The 26,590-nt window shown below is 44.8% G+C and carries 21 protein-coding genes; 7 read left to right on the top strand and 14 right to left on the bottom strand.

Going from position 1 to position 26,590, the window contains the following annotated elements:
• Positions 1-30 precede the first annotated feature (30 nt).
• Positions 31-1,461: a redoxin domain-containing protein gene (locus QE357_RS07350; protein WP_309706551.1), complete on the top strand. Its 1,431-nt coding sequence runs from the start codon at positions 31-33 to the stop codon at positions 1,459-1,461.
• A 247-nt stretch (positions 1,462-1,708) separates the two neighbouring features.
• On the opposite strand, the gene QE357_RS07345 is transcribed toward QE357_RS07350, so the two are convergent.
• The 3 genes from QE357_RS07345 to QE357_RS07335 all read right to left on the bottom strand — a co-directional run bounded on the left by QE357_RS07345 (position 1,709) and on the right by QE357_RS07335 (position 4,251).
• Entirely contained in the window at positions 1,709-2,548 is an 840-nt protein-coding gene (locus QE357_RS07345) for a sugar phosphate isomerase/epimerase (protein ID WP_106635519.1), read from the bottom strand.
• 45 nt (positions 2,549-2,593) lie between these two features.
• Positions 2,594-3,499 carry a DUF58 domain-containing protein gene (locus QE357_RS07340; RefSeq protein ID WP_106635518.1) on the bottom strand — a complete coding sequence of 302 codons (906 nt, stop codon included), beginning with the start codon at positions 3,497-3,499 and terminating at the stop codon, positions 2,594-2,596.
• 251 nt (positions 3,500-3,750) lie between these two features.
• The gene (locus QE357_RS07335) at positions 3,751-4,251 is read right to left on the bottom strand and encodes a septal ring lytic transglycosylase RlpA family protein (RefSeq protein WP_106635517.1); all 501 of its coding nucleotides are present in this window, start codon (positions 4,249-4,251) and stop codon (positions 3,751-3,753) included.
• A gap of 470 nt (positions 4,252-4,721) precedes the next feature.
• Between QE357_RS07335 and QE357_RS07330 the strand changes: the two genes are divergently transcribed.
• Together QE357_RS07330 and ychF are read left to right on the top strand one after the other, a co-directional pair.
• Positions 4,722-5,042: a DUF3276 family protein gene (locus tag QE357_RS07330; RefSeq protein WP_106635516.1), complete on the top strand. Its 321-nt coding sequence runs from the start codon at positions 4,722-4,724 to the stop codon at positions 5,040-5,042.
• A gap of 214 nt (positions 5,043-5,256) precedes the next feature.
• A complete protein-coding gene (gene ychF, locus QE357_RS07325) occupies positions 5,257-6,360 on the top strand; it encodes a redox-regulated ATPase YchF (protein WP_106635515.1) in 1,104 nt (367 codons plus the stop codon).
• A gap of 86 nt (positions 6,361-6,446) precedes the next feature.
• On the opposite strand, the gene QE357_RS07320 is transcribed toward ychF, so the two are convergent.
• Complete coding sequence (locus QE357_RS07320) at positions 6,447-7,742, bottom strand: DUF5103 domain-containing protein (RefSeq protein WP_309706550.1); 1,296 nt, start codon at positions 7,740-7,742, stop codon at positions 6,447-6,449.
• A 146-nt stretch (positions 7,743-7,888) separates the two neighbouring features.
• Positions 7,889-9,826, bottom strand: coding sequence for an ABC-F family ATP-binding cassette domain-containing protein (locus tag QE357_RS07315; RefSeq protein WP_309706549.1), 1,938 nt, complete (start codon positions 9,824-9,826; stop codon positions 7,889-7,891).
• A 471-nt stretch (positions 9,827-10,297) separates the two neighbouring features.
• Here QE357_RS07315 and QE357_RS07310 point away from each other — a divergent pair, with 471 nt between their 5' ends.
• Together QE357_RS07310 and QE357_RS07305 are read left to right on the top strand one after the other, a co-directional pair.
• Positions 10,298-13,438 carry a TonB-dependent receptor gene (locus tag QE357_RS07310; RefSeq protein WP_106635512.1) on the top strand — a complete coding sequence of 1,047 codons (3,141 nt, stop codon included), beginning with the start codon at positions 10,298-10,300 and terminating at the stop codon, positions 13,436-13,438.
• Positions 13,439-13,479: 41 nt separating this feature from the next.
• Positions 13,480-14,862: a RagB/SusD family nutrient uptake outer membrane protein gene (locus QE357_RS07305; RefSeq protein WP_309706548.1), complete on the top strand. Its 1,383-nt coding sequence runs from the start codon at positions 13,480-13,482 to the stop codon at positions 14,860-14,862.
• Positions 14,863-14,997: 135 nt separating this feature from the next.
• Here QE357_RS07305 and QE357_RS07300 read toward each other — a convergent pair whose 3' ends face one another.
• From QE357_RS07300 to radA, 5 genes are all read right to left on the bottom strand, one after another.
• Positions 14,998-15,768 carry a patatin-like phospholipase family protein gene (locus QE357_RS07300; protein WP_106635510.1) on the bottom strand — a complete coding sequence of 257 codons (771 nt, stop codon included), beginning with the start codon at positions 15,766-15,768 and terminating at the stop codon, positions 14,998-15,000.
• 11 nt (positions 15,769-15,779) lie between these two features.
• Complete coding sequence (locus tag QE357_RS07295) at positions 15,780-17,222, bottom strand: DUF5723 family protein (protein WP_309706547.1); 1,443 nt, start codon at positions 17,220-17,222, stop codon at positions 15,780-15,782.
• 142 nt (positions 17,223-17,364) lie between these two features.
• Positions 17,365-18,093: an outer membrane lipoprotein-sorting protein gene (locus QE357_RS07290; RefSeq protein WP_106635507.1), complete on the bottom strand. Its 729-nt coding sequence runs from the start codon at positions 18,091-18,093 to the stop codon at positions 17,365-17,367.
• A gap of 156 nt (positions 18,094-18,249) precedes the next feature.
• Complete coding sequence (locus tag QE357_RS07285; RefSeq protein ID WP_106635506.1) at positions 18,250-18,795, bottom strand: hypothetical protein; 546 nt, start codon at positions 18,793-18,795, stop codon at positions 18,250-18,252.
• Positions 18,796-18,895: 100 nt separating this feature from the next.
• The gene (gene radA, locus QE357_RS07280) at positions 18,896-20,272 is read right to left on the bottom strand and encodes a DNA repair protein RadA (RefSeq protein ID WP_106635505.1); all 1,377 of its coding nucleotides are present in this window, start codon (positions 20,270-20,272) and stop codon (positions 18,896-18,898) included.
• A 161-nt stretch (positions 20,273-20,433) separates the two neighbouring features.
• On the opposite strand from radA, the gene QE357_RS07275 reads away from it, so the two are divergent.
• Positions 20,434-21,126: a porin family protein gene (locus QE357_RS07275; RefSeq protein WP_106635504.1), complete on the top strand. Its 693-nt coding sequence runs from the start codon at positions 20,434-20,436 to the stop codon at positions 21,124-21,126.
• 132 nt (positions 21,127-21,258) lie between these two features.
• On the opposite strand, the gene QE357_RS07270 is transcribed toward QE357_RS07275, so the two are convergent.
• Entirely contained in the window at positions 21,259-21,648 is a 390-nt protein-coding gene (locus QE357_RS07270) for a LytTR family DNA-binding domain-containing protein (protein ID WP_106635503.1), read from the bottom strand.
• Positions 21,649-21,818: 170 nt separating this feature from the next.
• Between QE357_RS07270 and pheS the strand changes: the two genes are divergently transcribed.
• A complete protein-coding gene (pheS, locus tag QE357_RS07265; protein ID WP_309706546.1) occupies positions 21,819-22,850 on the top strand; it encodes a phenylalanine--tRNA ligase subunit alpha in 1,032 nt (343 codons plus the stop codon).
• A gap of 122 nt (positions 22,851-22,972) precedes the next feature.
• Here pheS and QE357_RS07260 read toward each other — a convergent pair whose 3' ends face one another.
• The 3 genes from QE357_RS07260 to QE357_RS07250 form a co-directional block, all read right to left on the bottom strand.
• On the bottom strand, positions 22,973-23,494 hold the full coding sequence (locus QE357_RS07260) for a C40 family peptidase (RefSeq protein ID WP_106635501.1): 522 nt from the start codon (positions 23,492-23,494) through the stop codon (positions 22,973-22,975).
• 300 nt (positions 23,495-23,794) lie between these two features.
• Positions 23,795-24,250: a GNAT family N-acetyltransferase gene (locus QE357_RS07255; RefSeq protein WP_307142560.1), complete on the bottom strand. Its 456-nt coding sequence runs from the start codon at positions 24,248-24,250 to the stop codon at positions 23,795-23,797.
• Between the two features lie 59 nt (positions 24,251-24,309).
• On the bottom strand, positions 24,310-25,791 hold the full coding sequence (locus tag QE357_RS07250) for a glycine--tRNA ligase (protein ID WP_309706545.1): 1,482 nt from the start codon (positions 25,789-25,791) through the stop codon (positions 24,310-24,312).
• Positions 25,792-26,590: the final 799 nt, after the last annotated feature.

Here is a 26,590-nt window from a genome sequence, read left to right as displayed (position 1 = left end):
TTACCTTTGGCTATCCATTTCTTTTACTCTATGCGTTACGTTTTCTCCCTCATCCTGCTGACTTTCTTCAGTTATACGCTCTCGGCCCAGTCAGGCTACAAGATTACCGCACACATCAAAGGGTTACAGGACAGCACCTGTTATCTGGCCTATTACACAGGCCTGGGGAACGGGCAGTTTTTCGTTCAGGATACGGCCAAAGCCGATGCTGAGGGAACCATTACGTTCACCGGAACCCAAAAATTACCCGAAGGCCTCTACGTGATTTCCATCAGTCAGTGGCGGCTGTTTGATGTCATTGTTGACGCCGATCAGCAATTTGAGTTGTTCACCGATAAGGAAAGTGTGGCCGAAGGAAATCCGCCCAAGAACATGAAGGTAACGGGCTCGATGGAAAACACGCTTTTCTACGAGATGAATAACCAGATGAAAGCCCGGATGACAGCCCTGCAACAATTACGCCCCCAGGCTCAGACCGATCCGAAGGCGGCAGAGCAGGTAAAGACTATTCAAAAAGAATTACTGGATTATCGTAAAAAATTCATCCGTGAACATGCGGGTTCGTTTACTGCCCAGTTATTCAAAGCCGCCGGAGAACCTGAAGTCCCTACCGCTCCCAAGTTACCTAACGGGAAAACTGACTCTACTTTTGCCTATCGTTATTATAAAAAACATTACTTCGACGGGGTTGATTTAACCGATGAACGTTTGTTACGCACACCATTCCTCCAGCAAAAACTAGATTATTACTTTGATAACCTCGTGCATCAGCTTCCCGATTCACTCATTAAAGAGGCCGATTTCTTAATGTCGCGGGCGAAGGGGAACGAAATGCGTCGTTATGTGGCGTATCGCATTACCAGCAAGTACGAGCAATCACGGGTGTTAGGCACCGAAGCTCTTTTCGTGCACATGGGCGAGAAGTATTACGTCGGTGAACCGGTACTTTGGGACTCCAGCACGGTAAGTAATTTTAAAAATCGAATCAAGATTCTTAAACCTTTGCTGACTGGCAACAAAATCCCGAACATGTATCAAACCGACACCCTGGGTAAGCCCCTGAATTTGTATGACGTAAAAGCAAATTATACGATTCTGGTGATTTACGCAGACGATTGTAGTCACTGCCGGGAATCAACGCCGAATCTGAAAAAGTTTTATGAGAAGTATAAAAGCAAAGGTGTAAAAATTTACGCTACAGATTTACGACGCGATGTGAATGAATGGAAGAAGTTCATTCACGAGTTTAAAACTCAGGATTTTATTAACGTAATCGACGTTCATAAAGACGCCCAGGGAAAAACCGTTCATTACACGGATTATCTTAATACATTCGATGCCCAGGCTACGCCAACCATTTACGTGCTGGATAAAGACAAGAAGATCTTAGCCCGTCGTTTCCCCGTTGATGAACTGGATAAATACTTTGAGTTTTTGCTTAGTCAGCCGGGTAAGAAGTAGGTTGTTCGTTGTTAGCGGCCGCCGCTGCGGTTGTTAGTTGTTTATATTTTTTCTTTCGTATTATAAAGGTTGTTTAAGATTTATACTCACCGCAGTCACTCGGCTAGAGCCGAGCGGCTGCGGAAGCTTAGGAACGAGATGGATTCTTGCATCAAGAGATTAGTTATTATTTTAAATGTCATTTTTAGACAGACAAGAAAATGCTGGCCGAAAAATCGGCCAGCATTTTCTCATTTTCGTGCTTTGCTTATAGTTTCTTCAAGTAAGCGATGGTCTGAGGTACCTGCTTATTTACATTCGGACTTTCGTCTTCGATGTAATAATGTTCAATGGCCGATGATTTCTTGGCTGCTTTCATAATGGCGGGTAAATTCAATTGGCCCGTTCCTAAGGCCACATCATTTTCCACGGGCGTTCCACCGGATAAGTTACCCTTCACTCCCTTTTTCAAATCTTTCAGGTGCATAAGCTTGAAACGTTTGCCGTATTTTTCCAGAATAGCCACGGGATCATGTCCGGGAAAAAACGTCCATAGAATATCCATCTCAAAACTTACGTACTTGGGGTCCGTTTTCTGAACGATGTAATCGAAGAGTGTACCGTTTTCGTAAGGTTCAAATTCAAAGCCGTGATTGTGGTAACAGAAGGTCAGGCCGTGGTTTTCTTTCAACAACTTCCCTACCCGATTAAAATTCGCAACGGTTTCTTCCGCCATTGCCAGCGTAAAGGGACCATTATGAGGAATCCAGGCTACCCGCACGTATTTAGCTCCCAGAGCTTTCGCATTCTGGGCTACTTCATCGGTTTTGTTCAGAAAATCGTCGTAGCTCACCCCAAAGGAAGAGCATTGCATTTTTCGTTCATCCAGTAACTGGCGGATATCCTGAGCCTTACGACCAAAGAGGTTCGAGAATTCCATGTCTGTAATGCCAAAAGCCTTGATCGTATCCAGCGTAGCGGCAACGTCTTTTGCAAAACTGTGCCGATAGGTATACGATACCATGCCTGGTTTCTGCGGAGAAGAAGGCTTTTGAGCGTAACTCGACAGGGACGCTAGCAGGAAAAGGGGTACTAATTTTTTGATCATGGTTCAGACGAATTACGAATCAGGAGCGGTGTATCACACACGCGGTTAACGCATTTTTGACCGCTTTACTAAATAAGACGAAAGAATGGGGTCAAAACCCTGCGAAATATCTGCTTCGATGAAGTCGATTTTATACTGGTTACATTTCATCCGCAGTTCATAATAAAATTTCTGAATGGCCGTCCGGTAATAGTCTTTCACCTGTCCGGGCTGCACCCGAACTTTCTCGCCACTTTCCAAATCAATAAACTCATACGGACGCTCCTCAAAATCAAATTCCTCCTCCGTTTTCCGATCGGTTACGTGGAAGAGAAGCACCTCGTGGCGGTTATGCTTGAGGTGTTGTAACGCCGCGAAGATTTTATCTGCGTTTTCAATATCATCGAACATATCGCTGAAAATAATAACCAGCGAACGACGATGTACCTGTTCGGCAATCTGGTGAATCACTTCCGCAACAGCCGATTTTCGGTTCGGTTTCGGCTGCTGTAGTAGCTGTTGCAGACTCACAAAAATCTTATGAATGTGCGAAGCGGTAGATCGGGTGGGCAACTGTAATTCTACGGCATCTGAGAAAGTCGTCAGTGATACCGCGTCGCGTTGCTTTTGTAGTAAGTAAGATAAAGCCGCCGCTGCCAGAATACTGAAGGTAATTTTCCCATGCGAAGGCTCCGGGTAATACATTGAAGACGACGTATCAATCAGTAAATGACAACGCAGGTTCGTCTCTTCTTCGTAGCGTTTCGTATAGAGTCGATCCGTCTTCCCAAACACTTTCCAGTCCACGTGACGCGTGCTCTCGCCGGTATTGTACAGGCGGTGCTCGGCGAACTCCACTGAAAAACCGTGGAAAGGAGATTTATGCAAACCAGTGATAAACCCTTCAACCATTTGTCGGGCCAGAAATTCGATATTACCGTATTCGCGAGCTTTTGTCAGGTCCAGAGCCATGCGGTGGGTTTAGAGTCGTTCGAAATTTGAAAACGAATGCATTTCCAATATTTAATAACGGAAAAACGCGGGAAAGTTTTGAGACAAGGCAGGAAAATTCTTTCGGAAAGGTCAAAAAAGAAACCGCAATTTTCGGGAAGTTTCAAGAGACTGAACCTTTTATCTCTATTCACTAACGAAAATTGCGGTTAAAAAAAGCTGCCGCTGAAACATTAAATTGGTACACTTTCTGTACCTCCCTTGTAATTAATCTACTCTCGTGCTGCCATGTCCGCTCTGGCGGTAATCGTGGAGTTATCTTCGAGAAGATAGTGTTTGGGTCGTAATAAAACTACTCCGTTTGTACCAACGACCCTAAGGTTTACTTTAACGATGCCATCTTGGGTCATGCCCAATTTTCGGGCGGCATCATAGGAAAGATCAATATCGCGATTCTTTCCAAATGGCCCACGGTCAATTACTCTGACAATGGTTTTGCGGCCATTTTTGAGATTTGTCACTTCGATCATGGAGCCGTATGGTAGTGTCTTATGAGCACAGGTACCATTTTTTAATCGTTCTCCACTGGCAGTGACTCTACCAAAGTATTGTTTGCCGTAGTAAGTAGCTCGCCCTTTATATTCTTTTCCCAGCGGTTTTTTTACTGGGGGATATTTAGTGTAATATACCGAATAATGAGCCTGAGCAATACAGGGTAAAATACTTAGGTTCAGTAACAATGCTGTTACTGCTCTACGTGTCCAGCTATTCATAGGCAGTTCGTTTTGTGGTTCAAAGAACTAACGTTATGCTTCAGCAGCGGCGGGAGCACTTTGGGCGAATTGCCATGAACTGAGTAGAGTTCATGCACAAAGGTAACACCTATTTTTAAAACGGAAATAATTTTCTCATTTTTACACAAAAGATTGTTCAAAAAGTTATACGTTTCTAAGAGGTTGACGATTGACATTTGCTTGCTTTAATAGTATATTGGGCGTGAAGGATTTAGCCAATAATTCTTCTGTTCAATGCCTGTGCACTAAAATTAACTTTTGAATAAGAAAAAGGTTTTAAATTTATTCGTTAGATACATATTTTACTCAAGCTGTCCTTTTCATTTTAATACTCATACTTACATATTCTATCGTTTTTAGAAAACAGTCCCTTATTTTCTACGTTTTTTTTGCGTCCAAAGGCTTTCTTTCTATTTTTACGAGCGATCAAACCATAAACTTCCAAAATTGTGGCTGAAAAAGAACGAGAAGAACTCTACTCGAAACGTGTAAAGGCTGGCAAGCGGACTTACTTCTTCGACGTGAAATCCACCCGTGCCAACGATTACTACATTACTATTACTGAAAGTCGTCGTTACCCTCAGGGAGATGGTTTTGCTTACGAGAAACACAAGATGTTCCTGTACAAGGAAGATTTTGACAAGTTTGTTGATGCTCTCAAAAATGCCGTGGACCATGTGAAGACGGAACTGATGCCTGAATTCGATTTCTCTCAATTCGCTGCTCGTGAAGAAGATGATGAATATCGTAGCGATCTGAAATGGGATTAACCACAATCGTTCCCTTATGATTAACTGATACCCCTAACAGTTTTATCTGATTGTGAAGATCTTGAGAAAGCCTTTGCCGTGGCGAAGGCTTTTTTGTTGGTTTATAGTTGTACCTTTGCGGTTCTGATTCGTACGCTATTCAAACTAGTTTTGTTTCAATCGAGTCAGTCGAACTGATTATCACTGATTTTTAAATCAATATCTTTCGCCAACCATGGGTTTGCAATGTGGAATCGTGGGCTTGCCGAACGTCGGAAAGTCAACGTTATTTAGTGCTATATCAAGTGCCAAAGCCGAAGCGGCTAATTATCCTTTCTGTACGATTGAACCTAACGTTGGAGTAGTAGAAGTACCCGACGAACGTTTGAAAGATCTGGAAAAACTGGTTAACCCCCAGAAAGTAATCCCAACAATCATTGAGTTTGTGGACATTGCCGGGCTGGTCAAAGGAGCTAGTCAGGGTGCAGGTCTGGGTAATAAATTCCTGGCGAACATTCGGGAAGTTGATGCTATCATTCACGTGGTTCGTTGCTTTGAAGATGATAACATCGTTCACGTAGAAGGCCGGGTTAACCCCATTTCTGATAAAGAAATCATCGATTATGAGCTTCAACTGAAAGATTTGGAAGCCGTAGATCGGAAGCTGCAACGCATTGAGAAAGCCGCTCGCACGGGTGGTGATGCCAAAGCCAAAGCGGAAGTTGAAGTATTATACCGTTTCAAGAAAACGCTGGAGCAGGGCAAATCAGCTCGTACGGTTGAAGTTTCAGAAGAAGAGAAAGGTGCCGTTGCAGATCTGCACTTATTAACGATTAAGCCCGTTATCTACGTTGCCAACGTCGATGAAACGAGCCTGACGGAAGGTTCCAACGAATTTGTGGAACAACTGAAAGCCGCCGTTGCCGAAGAAAAAGCAGAGGTTATCGTGATCTGTGCGGCCATTGAAGCCCAAATTGCCGAAATTGAAGATCTGGAAGAACGCCAGATGTTTCTGGAAGAATACGGTTTGCAGGAGTCTGGTCTGAGTCAGTTAATCAAGGCTTCTTATAGCTTGTTGAACCTGATTACTTACTTCACCGCTGGCGTAAAAGAAGTACGGGCCTGGACCATCCAACGGGGCTGGAAAGCTCCTCAAGCTGCCGGGGTTATTCACTCGGACTTCGAGCGTGGTTTCATCCGGGCTGAGGTAATCAAACTGAGCGATTACAATCAGTATAAAACGGAGCCTGCCATCAAAGAAGCGGGCAAAATGGCGGTTGAAGGCAAAGAATACGTGGTTCAGGATGGTGACATCATGCACTTCCGTTTCAACGTATAAGCAGCCTCTCTAAGTTAGGTTCATAACGAAAAAGAGCGACCCGATCAGGTCGCTCTTTTTCGTAGTGTCTGAAGAGATCACTCCATTTAATTATGAATCACCTGATAGCCTACCAGTTGATCAGCCCGACTACCGGGAGCCCGATGATAGATAAAGATTTCGTACGTATTTTGAGTTACGGAATACGAGCCTTCAATGGGCTGTTCTTCCGCCTTTTTACCATCTGCACTGGGCAAAGCGTACATGTAGTTATACACGCCCTGTTTGCACAGAATGGTGGCCTGATACCCTGCGGCGGCCTGCTCATAGTGCATCTGATTTTCTTTCCTTAACTCAAAGAAATTAAAACCACCCACCACATAAGGTGTTTTCCCACCCTCCCAGGGTTCGGAACGCAGCGTAAAGGTTACCGGGAAATAATCCGGATCGCCGAAATCATCACGGGTGGAAATGGCGAATTGCCCGTCCAGGTCGTTTTGTTGCAGGTAACTTTTACCCGCCTGCAAATCGTCCGGGAACAAATAAACAGCATTGTAATTAGGCGTAAAATCCAGCTTGGCTACGCCGATGCCTTTGATCTGGCGGCTGCGAATATCAAAAACCCGAAACTCGTTACTTCCCGGAAAGACATTTTCATTGTTAAAAAACCGATATTCCAGCATCCGGTCAAATTCCTGCACCATATAAGGCTTCAAACCAGCGATGGTGCGGTCCCAGCGATAATTCTGCCGCAACACTACGTATAAATCCTGCTTGGGGTTGAGGACCGGGTAATTCCCATATTTCACGGAAAAATCGAGTTGCTGATGACTATTGCGGAGGGGAATATCCTGAGCAAAACTAATTCTCCCAGCCGCTATGATTTGCTGGTTAAAGGCCATAAACCGACGCGTAAATACAACATCCGACTCCCGACGGCCTTTGTAAACCACTACTACGAAGTTACCACTGACTTTCACCCTCGGTAACTCCAGCCAGTAATGAGCATAGCCCACCTTGGTTCCCTGAGCAATTTTGACGTCATAAATCGGGAATTCATTGAAATCCGGCAAAAACTCTACGTCGTTCAGAGCGGACGGCTTCCAGTCGGCATTACAATGCAGAATTTTAGCCCGGAATTGAGGCTGCTCCTTGCCGAGCCAGTCGAATTCCAGCCGCATCGTTCCACCCTGATTCAGGTCCAGCACGGGCGGTTGTAAAATATCATTACTACTTACGCCACCCGTAGGGTACACCAGCGGCGTTTTAATGGATTCATCGTAGATGAAATCTTCATACGAAATCGTACCGCTCTGGCGACGTGTTTCGATTACCTGAGCAATGAGCTGGTTAACCAGAAAAATAAGGCCAATGGCAAGTATGAACGGGGTTAGCACTTTCATAACAGGCTTTATAGGGTGAATAAAAAACGCTGACGAAACCAATGTCAGGCAAAAGTTTCATCAGCGTTTTCAAGGATAAGTAGTTGATCAATTGATAGTCAATATTTTACAACCTAACCAGGCATTCTATAACTAATGATTCGACTCTAAATCATTTTTTCCAGACTTTCTACTTCCATCATCGCCTCTTCCCAGGCATCGTTCGCCTGAACCAGCTGCTTCTTGATGTCTTCGTAAGACTGCTGAATTTTTGTAAACTGTTGAGTGTCGCTGTAAATCTTAGGATCGGCCAGTTGAGCTTCCGCATCGGCCTTTTTAGCTTCCAGCGTACTTACTTTCTTTTCCAGTTCTTCTACCTGCTGCTGCACCTTTTTCAGTTTCTGCTGCCACTGCTTTCGCTCGGCATCCGAAGCAGAGGTTTGAGGCTTGGCAGGCTTCACTTCCGCTGGTTTCTCCGTTTTCACCGGAGCTGATTCCTTACGATTTGCTTCGCGTTCTTCCTGCCAGTTTACATACTCATCATACGTACCGGGGTATTCCTTGATCTGTTCATCTTCGATGTACCAGATTTTAGTCGCTACTTCCGAAACGAAGAAACGGTCGTGAGAAACAATGACATACGTTCCTTCGTATTGTTGCAGAGCCTGAATCAGAATGTTCACCGAGATCATGTCCAGGTGGTTGGTGGGCTCATCTAATAACAGGAAGTTGGCTTCCGAAAGTAACATTTTCGCCAGAGCGACCCGCGATTTTTCACCCCCGGAAAGTACTTTAATCTTCTTGAACACATCGTCGTTCGAAAACAGGAAACAGCCCAGAATGCTTCGTAACTGAGCTTCCGTCTTATCCGTCCCCATTTCCCGAAGTTCTTCAATCAGCGTATTATCAATGTTCAGCGACTCCAACTGGTGCTGAGCGTAAAACGCAAAGGCCACGTTGTGCCCCAATTGCCGTTTCCCCTCGATGGGTTCCGTTCCGGCAATGATTCGCAGTAACGTGGACTTACCCTTTCCGTTGGCTCCAATCAGAGCGATTTTATCTCCACGCGAAATGAAACTATTCGTATCCGTCAGAATTCGTTTTTCGCCGTACGCTTTTGATACATCCTGTAACTCGAAAATATTCTTCCCGGGCTGAGTCGCCAGGGTAAACTTGAAGTTTACCCGAGCCGTTTCGTCAATCACGTCATCCACGAAATCCATTTTCTCAAGGGACTTCACGCGGCTTTGCACCTGACGAGCCTTACTGGCTTTGGCTTTGAAACGTTCAATAAAACGCTCGGTCTGGCGAATTTTCGCCTGCTGGTTTTCGTAAGCTCCCTTCTGGATTTCGTTTCGTAAAGCCTTTTCTTCAATGAAGAACGAATAGTTGCCGGGGTAAAAATTCAATTTACCGCCCGTTACTTCCACGATAGCGTTTACGCAGTTATCCAGAAAGAACCGGTCGTGGGAAACGATCATTACCGCTCCTTCGTAGTTACGAACGTAGTTTTCTACCCACTCAATACTCGGTAAGTCCAAGTGGTTGGTAGGCTCATCTAAAAGCAACAAGCTTGGTTTTTGCAGGAGCAATTTCGCCAGCATCACCCGCATTCGCCAACCCCCGGAGAAGCGTTCCAGAGGAGTATTGAGGTCTTCGGTTTTAAAGCCTAGCCCTTCAAGAATTTCTTCGGCTTTCGACTGAATGGTGTAGCCATCCAACGCTTCGAATTCTTCCTGGTAGTTGGCTAATTTGTCAATCAGCTCATCGCGATAGTTCGTTTCCATTTCGTGAAGAACCTCGTCGATTTTCTTTTGCAGAACCATTTCCCGCTCAAACGCCTGCATGGCTACGATCAGGATGGATTCCTTGGATTCATAACTCAACAAATCCTGATTTAAGAAACCAATCGTACAATCCCCAGACTTGGAGATGGTTCCTCCGTCGGGCGTATACTCTCCTACGATTAGTCGCAGAAGCGTGGATTTTCCCGTTCCGTTCGCCCCAATCAGGCCGATCCGATCTTTGGGTTTAATATGAAGAGAGGCCTCGTCGTATAATGCCCGACTGCCAAAATAGAAGCTTAGATTCGTGATGGAAAGCATAAGAAAGAAACGGACGGCCCTTCGCACCGCCCCGAATGAATATCAAAAGTACAAATCTGCCGTCAGAAGTTTGATATAATGTACAGGAGTTTACGTAGAATCATTAAAAAGTTTGCTCAGAAAAAGACTTGGAGTGTTTTACTTTTCAATCACATTTTATTGGATAAATATAACATTTTCAATAACACAGCATTTCTTGAAATAATTCAACGAGCGGCAGGATGTCTGTGAAGCTAGACCATATCTGCTCTTGTTTTTATTAAAATATTAATTTTCAAATATAAAAGACACTTTTTCTTAGAGTACCCCCACCAAATTATTTAGCATAATATCTTATTTTCTTAAAATATTATAAATAACTTCTTCATGAGTTATATATTTATATTCCCTACCTAGACAAAAGTCCACTCTATTCCATTTCCGATTTTATTAGTACTTTTATGTGCCCTTACTAAAATCAATTTATATCACATGAGAAAACTGTTACTTCTATGTGCCTTTTTAGGCATATTACTGAGCGGTTATAGTACAATTGCTCAGGATCATGTTGTGACCGGAAAAGTAACTTCTTCCGAAGACGGTACAGCATTAGTTGGCGTAAGCGTTCAGGTCAAAGGCTCCAGTCAGGGAGTAAACTCCAATGCCGACGGTGAATACCGTATTTCAGTATCCCCCAATGCTACCCTGGTCTTCAGTTTTGTGGGCATGAGCCGCAAAGAAGTAGTGGTGGGTAACCAGACCGTTATCAACGTAGAGTTAGGTACCGACAATCAGCAACTTTCTGAAGTCGTGGTAACGGGTTTTGGTTCGCAGATTAAGAGAGAGGTAACGGGTAATATTGCCAAAATAAAAGGCAGTGATATTACTAACATTCCTGCTGTAAGTATTGAATCTGCCTTACAGGGCCGGGCTGCTGGGGTTGTTATCAACCAGGGCAGTGGCAAGTTAGGTCAGGGAATTCAGGTAAGAGTACGTGGGGCTTCTTCGCTTAGTGCCAGCAGTCAACCTTTATACGTAATTGATGGAATTCCGGTTACCTCTACTGACCAAAGCAGCTTTGGTGGAGCAACAAACCCTTTAGCTGATATTAACTTCAACGACGTAGAATCAGTAGAAGTATTAAAAGATGCATCGGCGGCGGCTATTTACGGTTCGCGTGCGGCAAACGGCGTAGTTTTGATCACGACCAAAAGAGGGAATGTGGGCAAAACCAACATTTCTTTCAACTATCAGTTTGGCGTTAGTAATCCAACGCGTAAAGTACCCTTCTTGAGTCCCAAGCAGTATGTAGATTTTTATCGAATGGCGGCGGGGAATGCGGATCGTTTAGATGACATAGATCCCTCGGACCCTGGTTCTTCTACTGCCTACATGGAATCATTTTTTGAATCCTATTCGTTAGGGCGTTATAACAACGGGGTCAATGAGGCTCTTAATTCAGGAGCAGACTATACTCGTTTTGTCCAATCAAGCGACTTAGCCACGGGCACTAACTGGCAGGATGAAGCCTTCCGGAAAAATGCTGGTTCTCAGCAAGCTGACCTGACCTTTAGTGGTGGTAATGAAAAGACTTCGTTCTATATTTCTGGTCAATATCTGAATCAAACGGGTATTATCATTGGAAACAATTTTGAGCGTATTACTGGTCGCATTAATCTGGATCATAAGGTATCAAATATTCTTAGTATCGGGATGAACATGAGTTTGGCTCATACCTTAAACAAGCGTTTGTCTGGTGACCGTCAATTCAATAACCCCATCCAGGCGGCAGCTCTTACGCCCTTGTCTCCCGCTTATGATCCCACCACAGGGTTACCCACGGGTACTCCTCCGGGTAATACAGATGTGCCTAACTATTATAACCCCTTAATCAACTTAGGAAACATCATCCAGAACCAGGAGGTTATCAGAAACCTTTCGAACGTCTACGGTCAGATTAATATCTTACCATCTTTAAAATTCAGGTCTGAGCTAGGTATTGACGTCTTATCTCAGCAAGAAGAACGTTATTTTAATTCCAAAACCATCCGTTTGACAGGACAGCAGAATGGTACTGGTGATAACCTTTACACCGGGGTTATCAATTACAACACAAACAACTATTTCAATTTTGATAAGTCTTTTGATCTGCATACGCTTAGTGCAACAGTAGGTATGTCGTATCAAAACTCAGCAACAAAAGCGAATTCGGTTTCTGCGATTAACTTCCCTAGCGATGCCTACCGCTCCATTGAAAATGCGGGTACGATCTCAGGCGGTAGCTCTTCTACTACCAATTTCCGATTCTTGTCTTATTTCTTACGGGCGAACTATAAGTTCAATGATCGCTATTTACTTTCTGCCAGTGGCCGGATTGATGGTTCTTCTCGTTTCGGTAAAAATTCGAAGTATGGATTTTTCCCAGCGGTCTCTGCGGGTTGGGTAATTTCTGAAGAATCATTCCTCAAGTCAAATACGAATACAGCTATCAGCTTCCTGAAACTCCGTGGTAGTTACGGCTTGACGGGGAATGCCGAGATTGGAAACTTCCCTTCTTTGGGTCTTTACAGCTCCGCAAACTATGCAGGAACAGGAGGGCAGGCTCCTATTCAGTTAGCTAACCCTAATTTGAAATGGGAAACAACTACGCAGGCTGATTTTGGGTTGGATTTTGGTTTCCTCAATAACCGTATCAATGGAGAATTTGACTATTATGTCAAAAAGACTTCCGATCTTTTATTAAACGTAAACGTTCCGGGCACTACTGGATTTTATACTCAAACTCGCAACGTAGGTAGTCTGGAAAATAAAGGTTTTGAGCTGGTTATTAACTCGCAAAACTTTGTAGGTGCCTTCCAATGGTCTACCAGTCTGAATCTTGCAACCAACCGAAACAAAATCACCAACATTCAGAAGCAGATTGTAGAAGCAGGTATATCTTCTATGAGCCGTGCCGTAGAAGGACAGCCTATTGGTACCTTCTTTACGGTTGAATACGCCGGAGTTGATCCTACCAATGGCGATGCCCTGTATTACAAAAATGCGGCAAACGCTGACGGTACTATTGATCGCTCGACGACAAATGTTTATTCGCAGGCTCAACGCGTGGTGGTTGGTAATGCTATTCCTAAACTAACGGGTGGTTTAAATAATACGTTCTCCTACAAAGGAATTGACCTAAGCGTGTTCTTAAACGGCGTTGCCGGTAACAAAATCAACTTCTATGGTGTAGGTCAGTATTCATCCGCAAACGGTATTTATGAAGATAACCAGACTGCCGACCAGATGAATGCCTGGACTTCAACCAATACGAACACCAAAGTTCCTGAAGCCCGTCTGTTCTATTCTAATGGCAATAACCCTTCTAGTCGTTACATTCAGGATGGTTCTTACTTACGGTTACGGACCGTCACTTTAGGTTATAACTTACCTCAGACGGTAGTTAATCGTCTTAAATTAAAAGGCATTCGCGTATACCTGACAGGTCAAAACTTACTTACCTGGACCAAATACACCGGATGGGATCCAGAAGTTAATGCCGATGATATCGTTAGCAGTGTTGCTCAGGGTTATGACTTCTACACCCCTCCTCAAGCAAAAACTTTCTTAGGCGGTATTAACATCAAGTTCTGATCCACAACCGTACATCCAACTTTTTATTCTAAGACATTCTTATGAAAAGACATAGTTTTTTACAATTAACAGCGGCTATGCTCACCGGATTTATGGTCTGGGGATGCGGTGACCGACTCAATGTTGATCCTGTTCAGTCGGTAGATGAAGATAAAGCATTACAAACCTCCAGCGACGTCCTTGGTGCTGTGGTAGGATGCTATGATGGATATGGAAGTACTGAATTTGGCTCTGGAGCCGTTCAGTATATCGCTGATTTATTAGCCGATGACGGCGACGTTCGTTTTGCCGGAACCTTTGCCACTCATCAGCAATTCTGGCGGAAGACAATGATTGCTACTAACTCGCAAATCAGTCTAACCTGGAGAAACGGTTATAGCACCATTAATCGAACGAACAACGTTCTGGAAAATCTGGGCAAACTGGATACAGACGCTCAACGTGCCGCAGCCGAAGGAGAAGTTCTCTTCATTCGTGGGCTTTCTTACTTTAACCTTGTACGGTTGTTTGCTAAGGCTTGGGGTGATGGCGATAATACGGTTAACCCTGGTGTACCCTTAGTATTAACGGCAACGAAAGCCCCCATTACAGAAGCTAACTCTGTGCCTCGGAATTCTGTTTCTGCCGTATATACGCAGATCATTGCTGACTTAACTAAAGCAGAAGCTGATTTAAAGAATGGCCCCGTTACTGCCAACGGTGCCAATGCCGCTGCTGCCGCTGCTATTCTTTCGAGAGTTTATCTGATGCAAGGTAACTATGCAGCCGCTCGTGATGCAGCTAACCGTGTTATTGCTTCGGGCCTGTATTCTTTAGAAGCTGATTATTCGAAAGTCTTCAATGATTACAAAAATCGTAGAGGGGTTCCCAGTTCTGAGTCTATCTTTTCAACGCTCATTACCATTCAGGACGGAACTAACAGCCTGTTAACTTATTATGGCTCCAGTGCTAACGGAGGACGTAATGATGTACGTATTCAGGCTAAATTACTGAATGAGTATGCCGCTTATGGTGATAAAGTGCGAGGCAATTTCTTTATTCAGGATGGCATTGGTCGGATTTTCACAGCAAAATATCAGGATCAATACGCCAACGTTACGCAGGTTAGATTAGCTGAAATGTATCTGACCAGAGCAGAGGCAAACTTCATGCTCAATACGCAGGTAGGTGCTACTCCACTTGAGGATATCAACCGAATTCGTAGCAGAGCAGGTTTAGCAGCGTTAACCAGTATTACTCGCAGTGATATCCTGAAAGAACGTAAGCTGGAGCTTATTTTTGAAGGAGAATACTTACACGACCTTCGCAGAACTCGCCGTAACATTAGTTCTTCGATCCTTTACAATGACGCCCGGCTTGTACTACCTATTCCTCAGAGAGAGATAGATACCAATACATTATTGGTTCAAAATCCAGGGTATTAATTTAATTCATCGAAAAGGCCCCTAAGTTTTAAAGCTTAGGGGCCTTTTTCTATTTAATAAAAACTATTAAAGATGATTCAGTGTAGCTGAAAAGGTCTTTATAGTTTAAACACGAAAGGGTATATTATAATTGAATCAACAGCTAATCTGCTCTCGCAGCTTCTCTAGTTGTGGGGCCATTTGTAGCGTGTATTCATAGCCAATCCTGAAAATATCGCGGGATTTTTTGGTGTCGAATACATTGAAATTCTGTAATTGTGGGGGCTCTATGAAGACATCAAATCGCTGAGCTTTCAGATGGCTGGCTTTCGCCGTTGCCAGATACAAGCTCCGCATTAATACGGATTTCATGGAAGTAATCGGCGTATCCAGATACCCAACGGGATTGCAATGGCATCCGATCAGTACATCGCAATGACTTTCTAGGGGCTCGTAGGGCATGTGGTTCAACACACCTCCATCAATCAACTGTCGCTGATTAATCGTTACTGGTTCAAATAAACCCGGCAAGCAGCAGGAGGCCGTAATCGGTCGAATCAGCGGGCCTGAACCAAAGAAAACCTCCTCTCCTGTCGTCAGATCTGTGGCATTCACCGTCAAAGGCAAGGCTAACTCTTCGAAGGTTTTGGGCAAATGTTGCTGAAGTAAATCCTCGACTTTATCCAGTTTCAGAAATCCCATGCGGCTAAAGGCCAGCTTCAGGTAACTTTTGTAATTGCTTCGCTCGATCAGGTCATAGGCTTCTTCGGCATCTACTTTGCAGGCAGCAAAGGCACCCACAATCGAACCAGCACTAACGCCAGAAATATGTTCGGGGAAAATCCCCATTTCATGTAACGCTTTCATAATGCCCAAATGAGCAAATCCCCTCACTGCTCCCCCCGAAAATACGATTCCAACTTTCATCAGTAAATAGCTTAATATCTGGGTTTTCTTTTAAATAAGGGCACACTTAATCCGGCGTAGACATCCATTCCCCGGGGGGCAATTCTGCGGCTATTGCTGAATAAGCCAACCATGTTATCTGTTCCGGCAAAAATAGGCCCTAATCGCATGGCTATGCCCGGAGAGAACGTATTAAACATCCAGTTCAAAGGTACGGCAATTTCCAGGCCCGAAGCTGATTCCCAGCGTGGCGTTACCGAAAAAACAGTAGGCTGACGGGCGGATAATGCATTCACTGAACGCAGGTCTTTAATATAAGAAACATTCACGAAAATCTCTTCGCTCAGTCGCAAATCAGCATTGGTATTCAGAGCCATGGGTAATCCCGTCACAAAACTGGTTTTAGCTTCACTGGGTTGCAATTCCATTTTCGACTCAATCAACCGAACCAGTTCATCGCTTCCTTTGACATTATCAAAATCCTCCTGACGTATCGTCTTATTAGATCTTAGAATAGTATATCCCCTGATCTGGGAAGGGTCTTCGTAACGAACGGTCCCAACATCCATGACAGAAGCCGAAAGTCGTAAGTTATACCGGCCCGACTCGTCTTCCTCTGCATTATACTCATAAGCAAAACCCAGATCGAAACCCCAGCCCGAACCAGGCATTTTCTGACCTAGAAACTTCCGTAAGCCTACGCCGTCATTAATCGGTTCCTGTAAAGTATATCCAAAATCAGCGTCGAAGTTATCCATGACGAAGAGTCCTTTTCCGGGCCGTTCGGGATCTTCTATGACTCGGTACTTCAAATCCCGGTTTCGAACGTGAGCGGAATAAAACCCTACAATTTTTTTGGCGGTGATCCCCCCCTTCAGGGTATGAGGTCCCGCTTCGATCATGGTTGCCCCGTAAGTCAAGGCTACTTCGCCATAGATATTTCCATTGATGGAAAATTTGTTATCGACATTGGCGATATTCCAGAGTGTAGCAAAATCGAAGCCCTGCCGAACGAGGGAAAGCAAGTTTTCCGATACCCCAAACGCCTGGGCAGAAGCTCGGGCCCGAGTGGTGAGGGCAATGCTGTGTTTAGGCCCGAGAGCAACTAATAAGCCCGGCCCGCGAATTTCGGCGGTACCCGTTCCGTTTTTAGGTTTTCCGTCCAGGTTTTCCCGAAAATATTCAGGTTGCAAAGCTGGACGGCCATCCGAGCGAAGGTATTGCTGAGGAATTCCTCCAAAAATGAGGCGATTAAGTTTATAAGGACCTACCCACTCGGCGTAGTTATTATAGACGTTTGCATTTCCTGCAAACAAATTGATATGAAGCTTATACTTAGACCCGGCAATTAAGGCCGGATTCGTGTAAACATTATGAATACCAGCAGAAGTACTGTGGGCAAAGCCATTGAAATTTTGAGCAAAGCTGGCCAACGGCAGGCCTGCCAGGAAGATTGACCACCAATATTTTTTCATAAACAGGGAAGGTTTTGAACGTAAGTAACGCAAAAGCAAAGATCCTTGATATATCTCTAGAAAAGAATGCCAGCCTATTGCTCACGAATGGGCAAAAAAAAACTCCCACAGGGCTGTGGGAGTTTTCCTTATACTAAATTTCTTATTTAGTAGGCTTCACGAAGATTTTCTCATCGATTGGGCCATTGACAGTAATCTTGTTAGTGGTAACTGTCATATCTCCACCCATGGGCGAAGCTGTTTCCATCGTATGAGGGAATTTGATTCCCGATACTTCCTTGTAATCAGAAAAATTCATTTCCTGACGTACGTCCTGACCCTGCATATTGAGGCTGGCCACTTGCTTGGTCAACAGGAAAGTATTCGCATCCAGGAAGTAATCTACCAGCGTTCCTTCTTTAGTTGTCACTTTCAGGTGGTAGTTTTCCTTCTTATCAACGGGTTCTTTACCTACCAGTTCTACTTTGGTGCCTTTTTCTTTGTAATTAAACAACGGTCCGGCAGGATCAAGCTGGCTGGTTGAGCTTTTGATCTGATCGGCTGGCAGGTCTTCGGGCTCTCCCGTTCCACCCATCATAGCCGGACGAATAGCCCAGCCTTTCGTACCGTCGATGGCCGTAATCATTTCGTTACCCATCACAGAAATTTCCATCCGCAAGCCACGACCCGTTGCGATCATCTGCTTCATTGGGATTTCCATTCCCTGCATCGTCATTGAGTTTTCAATGACCAGCGTCTTGATGCCTTTCAGTTTTTCAGCTCCACCCCGGGCTTCAATGTGCTTGTTTACGATCTCATCAATACTCTGAGCTTGAGCGTTGATGGTAAAAACAACGGCTGCCGCAGCAGCGAACATGCGAAATTTAGACATGGTCAAGAATTAGTTAAACGTGCGTTATGCTTGTTCAAAAATAACGACGTTCGCGAATTTATCGCTCTTTTTGGGTTTAAAGGAGTTTACAATAGTTAAGCGGACTCCTTGTGCTTTGAGCCAGTAAAGAACGAAAAACTCTCCCATTCATTATACCTAGCCTGCCGATAAAAATCGTCTACCTTGGCTGATGACGGGTTTTGCTTTTTCGATAGCCTTCTGCAACTGTAATTCAGTATTGGCTTTTTCCAGAACAGCCTGCACTTCTAGCGATTTCGTTCGGAGCTGGGTTAATTGCTGGAGTCTTCCTGAACGATTACTTCCCGCATTCTGCAACATCTGAATTTCCTGATTTAATTCGTCAACCTGCATCGTAATCTGATCCGTCCAATCCTGTTTGTATCGCATGAAAGTATCTACAGGCCTGGACTGGGCTTTGGGGTTAGGCTTCAGGATGCGAAGTGAATCAGGGATTCGTTCGTTTTTATTAATTACATTTCCTCTGGTTTCTACCTTCGGACTCGTTTTATTAACCAGACGTACCCGCCGTTCAGTGACGGTTGCTGTTGCCGCGTTATCTACGCTTACGTATTCTTCTACCACTCTGGCTTTCAGGGTTTGCCTAACCGTATCAGCCACCAGGTCCTGAGCAAAACCAGACCAGGCTATTGTATTGAGAAACAGGCATATTATCGTTTTCATACGTGTGCAGATTTAGATGAAGCCTTTGTCTATTCGCTTTGTTATGATACGTAGATTAGCTTCAAAAAACGTGCTATTCCGAAAACGGGTAATGTTTTACTCAACGCAATAATGAAATGAAAACTTCATCGAGCTTGGAGGCTGTCCGAACCTTGATTTTGTATTGATCCAGATCCAATCCTTTCGCATTATATCGGGAAATCCAGATTTCTTTGAAGCCTAATTTTTGAGCTTCCGCAATACGGTTTTCAATGCGATTAACCGCTCTAACTTCTCCTCCCAGGCCGACTTCCGCCGCAAAACAAACCGAAGGTGGAATGGATATATCTTCGTAAGATGAAACCAGCGAGGCACATACGGCCAGGTCAATCGCCGGATCTTCTACTTTCAGACCACCCGCAATGTTCAGGAACACATCCTGGGCACCGAGGCGAAACCCACCCCTTTTCTCCAGCACGGCCAGTAACATATTAAGCCGTTTGGCATCAAAACCCGTGCTGCTCCGTTGCGGCGTTCCGTAGGTAGCAATGGATACGAGGGACTGAATCTCAATCAGTAAGGTGCGATTACCTTCCAGCATCGTACCAATGGTAATACCGCTTAAGGCATCTTCCCGCTGTGAAATCAGAATTTCGGAAGGATTGCTTACTTCTCGCAAACCGGTCCCCTGCATTTCGTAGATCCCTAATTCTGAGGTACTTCCAAAACGGTTTTTCGTTGTTCGTAAAATTCGATAGGCCAAGTGGCGGTCGCCTTCAAACTGGAGGACGGTATCCACCATGTGTTCCAGCACTTTCGGTCCGGCCAGATTTCCGTCCTTGGTAATATGACCAATCATGAATACCGGCGTGCCCGATTCTTTGGCGAATTTCATTAACTCAGCCGTACACTCCCGCACTTGCGAAACACTTCCCGCTCCCGATTCAACCAGATTGGATTGTAGGGTCTGGATGGAATCGATCACTAGAATATCCGGCTCGAAGTTTTCAATCTGTTTGAAGATATTCTGCGTTGACGTCTCCGTTAAAATGAAGCAATCGTTAGAATTATTCCCCAGCCGTTCGGCCCGCATCTTGATCTGCTGATCCGACTCTTCACCCGACACATACAATACGCGGATACCGGGCAGGTTCAGGGCAATCTGTAACATCAACGTGGATTTACCAATACCCGGTTCTCCGCCAATTAATACCAATGACCCCGGCACAATTCCACCCCCGAGTACGCGATTTAATTCCGCATCGGGCGTTAGTAAACGGGGTTGTTCGCTGTAATTAATTTCGGAAATTGCCTTCGGTTTAGACGCAATAACGGGTCCTGAAGAAGCGGGTCGCCAGCGGCCTTTCTCGGGTTCAGCTTTCTGAACGATCTCCTCCACCATGGTATTCCACTCGCCACAGGCCGGGCAACGGCCCAGCCATTTAGCCGCCTGATACCCACAATTCTGACAGAAATATGAAGTTTTAACTTTTGCCATAAAACAATACAAACAGCCGTTTCAGAGGCTGCTACCAAGTAATTTACTCAACAATACGTATATATCAAAAAAATACTTTTCGTTTCAAGAGTTCATGCATAACAAAATACCACTGGAATAGCGTTTTATAAAAGTTCTTCAACTTATTCCTTATTATAACCATGAAAAAGTACTTTTTACTCTGCTGCTTCCTAGTCCTGTCGGCAGCTTCAACCTTTGCTCAAAACGACAGGCCCTGGTTTCAGCTAGGAATCAAGGCTGGAGCTAACCTTTCCCAACTCAAAACGGGTAACTTTATAGCAAATGGACGATACCAGGGTTCTACGCTTCGTGAAAATCTGAAAGAAAGCCTGAATACCCGTACCGGGTTCGTAGGTGGCGTGTGGATGCGTTTTGGACGTACCCTGTACATTCAGCCGGAAGCTCTTTACTCGGGCAAAGGTGGTTCGTACATGGTTCAGGTAATCGATGCGAATGGTAACCCCACGGGTACACCAATGGAGGTGAAGGTAAAAACGGAAAACATCGACGTTCCCCTACTGGTAGGGCTACGCCTAGGACCATTGCGGGTAAATGCGGGTCCGGTAGCCTCATTCATGATTGGATCCAACGAAAGCATCAAGGATGCCATTACCAAATACACCAGTGGCAGTATTAACGACACCTTCAAACAGGCAGCCTGGGGTTATCAGCTGGGCGGTGGAGTTGACATTGGTAATTTCTCGCTGGATGTTCGTTATGAAGACAGTATTTCAAACGTACGCTTTGTGAACATTGAAACGCCAAATGGTAGCGACCCATTCAAGCAAAAATCTAAAAACTGGCAGGTAACGCTGGGAATCAAGGTCTTTTAGAGCCAACCAAGTCATTGCCTACCCAAAGAAAAAGCCGTCGGGGAAATCCGACGGCTTTTTCTTTGGGTAGGATAACGGCAAATCATGCGTTCGCCGCTATGGGAATGCACCTAATCAATAAAAAAGTAAGACTTAATTTCTACGTGCATGCTGACGCATGAACTGATCGAATTCATGTTTGCGGCGACGGGCAATAGACAGAATATGTCCTGTTTTGAGCCATACGCAATCTTCTCCGCGTACATCATATCGCTGCACAAACCGCCTATTAATTAGATAGGATTTATGTATTCGGAAAAATGGGGAATTCTCACCTAATAGTTTTTCATAGTCGCGGAGGGTTTTGGAAACCATAATACGCCGACCGTTGGTGCAGGAAAAGTTGGTGTAGTTACCGTCGCCCTCAATCATGATGATTTCATCAACAGGTACATACTGAATACGACGATCAAAGACGGGAATAGTACCGTCGGGAACAGCCCATTTTTGTGAGGCTGCACCTAATGCAGGGTTACTGTACATAATCGATTGAAGGTTGAAGTATAAAATTACTTAAGACAAATATGAAAAAATGAGCAATTCGATCCAAACAATTCTCCTTCAAATTTGTTCAAACACGTATTTTTACGTAATCACGGCGAAAAACAAAAGATCACATCCGTTCGCCCGAGCAATTGCATTATTTTTGTGTCATGATAGAGCAAGTCAATGAAGTTCGTCAGCAGATTGCTGACTATACCATTACCACGAAAGAACAGCTAGAAGAATTCCGGATTGCCTATGTAGGCCGTAAAGGTGCCGTGGCTGGCCTGTTCGAGTTACTGAAAAATGTTCCGGTGGAAGAGCGTAAAGCCATGGGACAGGAATTGAATGGATTGAAAAATCTAGCTCAGGATAAATTTCAAACTGCTCAGGATCAGCTCGAAAATTCGCAAAGCCAGAAGGTTGCTCCTGATGTTGATTTAACCTTACCTACGATTCCGAACGAAACCGGCAGTCAGCATCCGCTGAGTTTAATTCGTCAGCGTATCGTCGAAATTTTTGCTCGCCTGGGCTTTAATGTTTCGGATGGACCCGAAATTGAAGAAGACTGGTACAACTTTACCGCTCTGAATTTCCCCGAAAACCACCCGGCCCGCGAAATGCAGGATACGTTTTTCATTGAGAAGAAAGGCCACGGTAAGGATATTTTGTTGCGTACGCACACGTCTAACGTACAAATTCGTCTGATGCAGAACCAGAAACCTCCGCTGCGAAGCATCATGCCCGGTCGAGTGTACCGCAATGAAGCGATTTCAGCCCGTGCTCACTGCTTTTTCCATCAGGTGGAAGGACTTTATATTGACGAAAACGTAAGTTTCAAAGATTTAAAAGATACCCTGTACCAGTTCACACGGGAGCTATTTGGTCAGGAGTTCAAGGTACGTTTCCGTCCCTCTTACTTCCCCTTCACCGAGCCCAGTGCAGAAATGGATATTTCCTGTACGATCTGTAAGGGCGAAGGCTGCTCCATGTGTAAGCACACCGGCTGGGTAGAAATTCTGGGTTGCGGAATGATTGATCCTAACGTGCTGGATAACTGCGGTATTGACTCGAATAAATACACAGGCTTTGCTTTTGGCATGGGTATCGAACGAATTGCTAACCTGAAATACCGGGTTCGTGATTTACGCCTTTATTCAGAAAACGACGTTCGTTTCCTGCGTCAGTTTGAAAATGCCTAGTTAATAAGGGGTTGGGTTGGATTAGGTTTGAAAATTTGATCTGATGAATACCCCTAGTATAAAAAAGAAGAGGCTCCGACTCATCGGGGCCTCTTCTTTTTGCATTTGGAATCAAATGAATACTAGGACTGATCGGGTAATAAATCTAACACACCTACCACCCGGCGAATGCCCGCAAAACGGTTTTGGTAATATCTTTCCTGGTCGAGCCAGTCAAAACGAACACCACCATTGTAAGCAGAATGAATGAATTTGATTTTACCGTCCTTCACTTCAGAAATAATGCCTACATGACCGATGTTACGGCTTCGTGAATTACTTCCTTTAAAGAAGATGAGATCTCCGGGACGGCACTCGTCCACTCCTACGGCGTGGCCCATGGAACCCATGGAGGCACTGGAGTGGGGTAATAACATACCAAAGTTTTTGAAGCAAAAGCGAACGAAACCGCTACAATCAAAACCACCTTTGGTAGTTCCGCCGGACCGATAGCGAATGTGAAGATGCTGTTCGGCGAAATCAAGTACTTTGTTGGTAAAACCTTCGACTCGGGTAGCTTGAACCTGATTACTGGCCGCTTGTTGAGCAAAAGATACATTCAGGAAGCAAGTAAAAATACCTGCCAGAAGAACTTTTCTTAGCATAAAATTCGGTTAGTTGTCACAACGAGGTTCATAAAGATAGCCCACAAAGGCTAGAATAAAAAAAATCTTTCGGCGGCTTTAAGGCTATTTTAAGCCTCAAATTCACCGAAAGATTTTTTGTAAAATATTTTATTTACTAGAAACCAGCTAGTTAACAAGCCACTTCTAAAGCGTCGATTGAGATATAACTTTTTTTATTTTTGTATAATTTTTCTCATTTTAACCTGAGATTTCCTCAAAATGAGGCGGCTTTTTCTATTTGGCCTGCCCAGAAAAAGTTATACCACAGTTAAGCATTTGCTACAGCTCCTTGGCGAAGCATACACAGATGGTTTCGTCCGTAATCTCGCCAAAGTTGGGAATCCGATGATAACCCGATACGTGGTACAGTTGAATGGCTTCAGGCTGCTTGGTACCCGTTTCCAACACGATCTTTTGATACCCTAACTCCCGGGCCGTTTGCTCCAGAAAAGCCAGAATTTGCCTGGAGATCCCTTGCCGACGGTAGGCATCCCGAACAAACATTCGCTTGATCTCGACCGAGTCCGCCGTTTCAAAGGGACGTAAAGCTCCACAGCCTACGGGTACTCCATCCAGACGGGCGATAACAAAAGCGGCTCCCGTCTGATCGGCTTCGCTGGCTGCATATTCATTGGCTTCAAAGCCGGGGTAACGCCGCCTTAACTCCTGCACGGCTTCACCGATTAATAAAGTAGCATCGGCTGAATGGGCAGATTCTCGCTGAGTTTTGATCATAAACAACAGAAAGGGTATTGACCGTTACCAGCCAATACCCCTTATTCAAAATGGTACGATTATAATTTTTCGAACACGCGTTCAGGTGAAACCGCATGGCCGATGATGCTCTTCAATTCAGAAATAGCTACGCGTTGCTGTTCTGTCGTGTCCCGGTGACGAATGGTTACCGTGTTGTCTTCCAGCGTCTGGTAGTCAACGGCAATACAGAAAGGCGTTCCGATCAAATCCTGACGGGTATAGCGTTTTCCGATACTGTCACGCTCTTCGTAGAATACGTTGAAATCGTATTTTAAGGCATTCTGGATTTCACGAGCTTTGTCAGGCAACCCATCTCTCTTCACGATGGGCAGAATAGCAGCCTTGATCGGAGCGATAGCAGGGTGGAATTTCAGATACGTGCGAGACTTTCCGTCTTCCGACGTTTCTTCCGTATAAGCATTACTCAACACCGCCAGGAACAGACGGTCCGCTCCTACGGATGTTTCAACCACGTAAGGAATGTAATTGCCATAAGGCTTACCCTCTTCGTTCAGGTCGTTATCGAAGTACTGCTGCTTCTTGCGGGAAAGCTCCTGGTGACTGCTTAAGTCGAAATCGGTACGCGAGTGAATTCCTTCCATTTCGCGGAAACCGAAGGGAAACTTGTATTCAATATCCACGGCAGCGTTGGCGTAGTGAGCCAGCTTATCGTGGGGTTTGTAACGCAGTTTATCCGCTGGAATTCCGATAGCCTGGTGGAACTTCATGCGGGTTTCTTTCCACTTGTCGTACCATTCCATCTCGGTACCAGGGCGGCAGAAAAATTGCATTTCCATCTGTTCAAATTCACGCATCCGGAAAATGAACTGACGGGCTACGATTTCGTTTCGGAACGCCTTACCAATTTGGGCGATACCGAAAGGAACTTTCATCCGGCCCGTTTTCTGAACATTCAGGAAGTTAACAAAGATCCCCTGAGCCGTTTCGGGACGCAGGTAAATCAGGCTGGCATCGTCCGACACGGCACCTACCTGAGTCGAGAACATCAGGTTAAACTGACGTACTTCCGTCCAGTTGTCCGTTCCAGAAATGGGGCACTTGATTCCTTCTGAAATAATCAGCTCCCGTACACCTTCCAGATCACCTGCGTCGAGCAGACGGCCCATTTGGTGTAATAAAGCATCCCCACGTTCGGTATGACCGTTGTTGGCATACTCTTCGGCTTTTGCTTCGAGTAACTGGTCGGCCCGATATCGTTTTTTTGAATCCTTATTGTCGATCATCGGATCGTTAAAGGAATCAACGTGACCAGAAGCTTTCCAGGTAAGGGGATGCATAAAAATGGCGGCATCAATCCCTACCACATTATCATTCAGCATCGTCATGGCTTTCCACCACAGCGATTTCAGGTTATTTTTTAGTTCAACGCCGTATTGACCGTAGTCATACACAGCTTGTAATCCGTCGTAAATTTCTGAAGAAGGGAAAACAAAGCCGTACTCCTTGGCATGGGCGATGATGTCCTTGAGCGAGCCAGCGGGTTCTTGTTGTTCGGCCATAAAAGGTCTTTCGAAAAATCGAATGTTTAGAAAACGTAATTCGGGGGGCAAAGATACAGGAAACCGTTAAAAACGCGACAGTAAAAAGCCCATTCTATTACAGACTAAGCAGGAATATCTTCGTTTGAATACGAATTTTTTATTAATCGGCCATAAGAAGTGATTCTGGCTTAGTAATCTAGCGAGATTTAATGTAGATAGCCTTGGGTTAACGAAGGCATAGCTGTTCCATTAAAATTTGGGATTACAAATCCCTGACAGATGGCTTTCGGATTACAAATCCGAAAGAGCAGCCTCTGTTCAACCTACCTCGTAACTCCAGCGGGGTTTAATTATGAATAGCCCCGGGGACAACCCGGGGAACTGGTTGATGATTTGAAATTACAAATCCTCCCGCCTTAGCTGATGTCATCTCCAGCTATTACTAAAAGCATACTGGTTGGTGAGGACACCAACCAGGGCGGAAAAAATCCGAAAGAGCAGAGAGTATATTCTGTTCAACTTACCTCCATAACCCCAGCGGGGTTTAATTACGAGTAGCCCCGGGTGACAACCCGGGGAACTGATTGACGATTTAGGATTATAAATCCTCCCGCCCTGGCTAGTGTCATCTCCAGCTATTACTAAAAGCATACTGGTTGGTGTCCTCACCAACCAGGGCAGATGAGCAGAGAGCAGACCCTATTCAACTTACCTCATAACCCCAGCGGGGTTTAATTACCAGTAGCCCCGAGTGACAACCCGGGGAACTAATTGACGATTTGGAATTGCAAATCCGAAAGAACAAAGCAGCACATTA

Source organism: Siphonobacter sp. SORGH_AS_0500, assembly GCF_031453245.1.
In the GTDB taxonomy this organism is placed as follows: domain Bacteria; phylum Bacteroidota; class Bacteroidia; order Cytophagales; family Spirosomataceae; genus Siphonobacter.
This window is presented reverse-complemented; position numbering and strand designations above follow the sequence as displayed.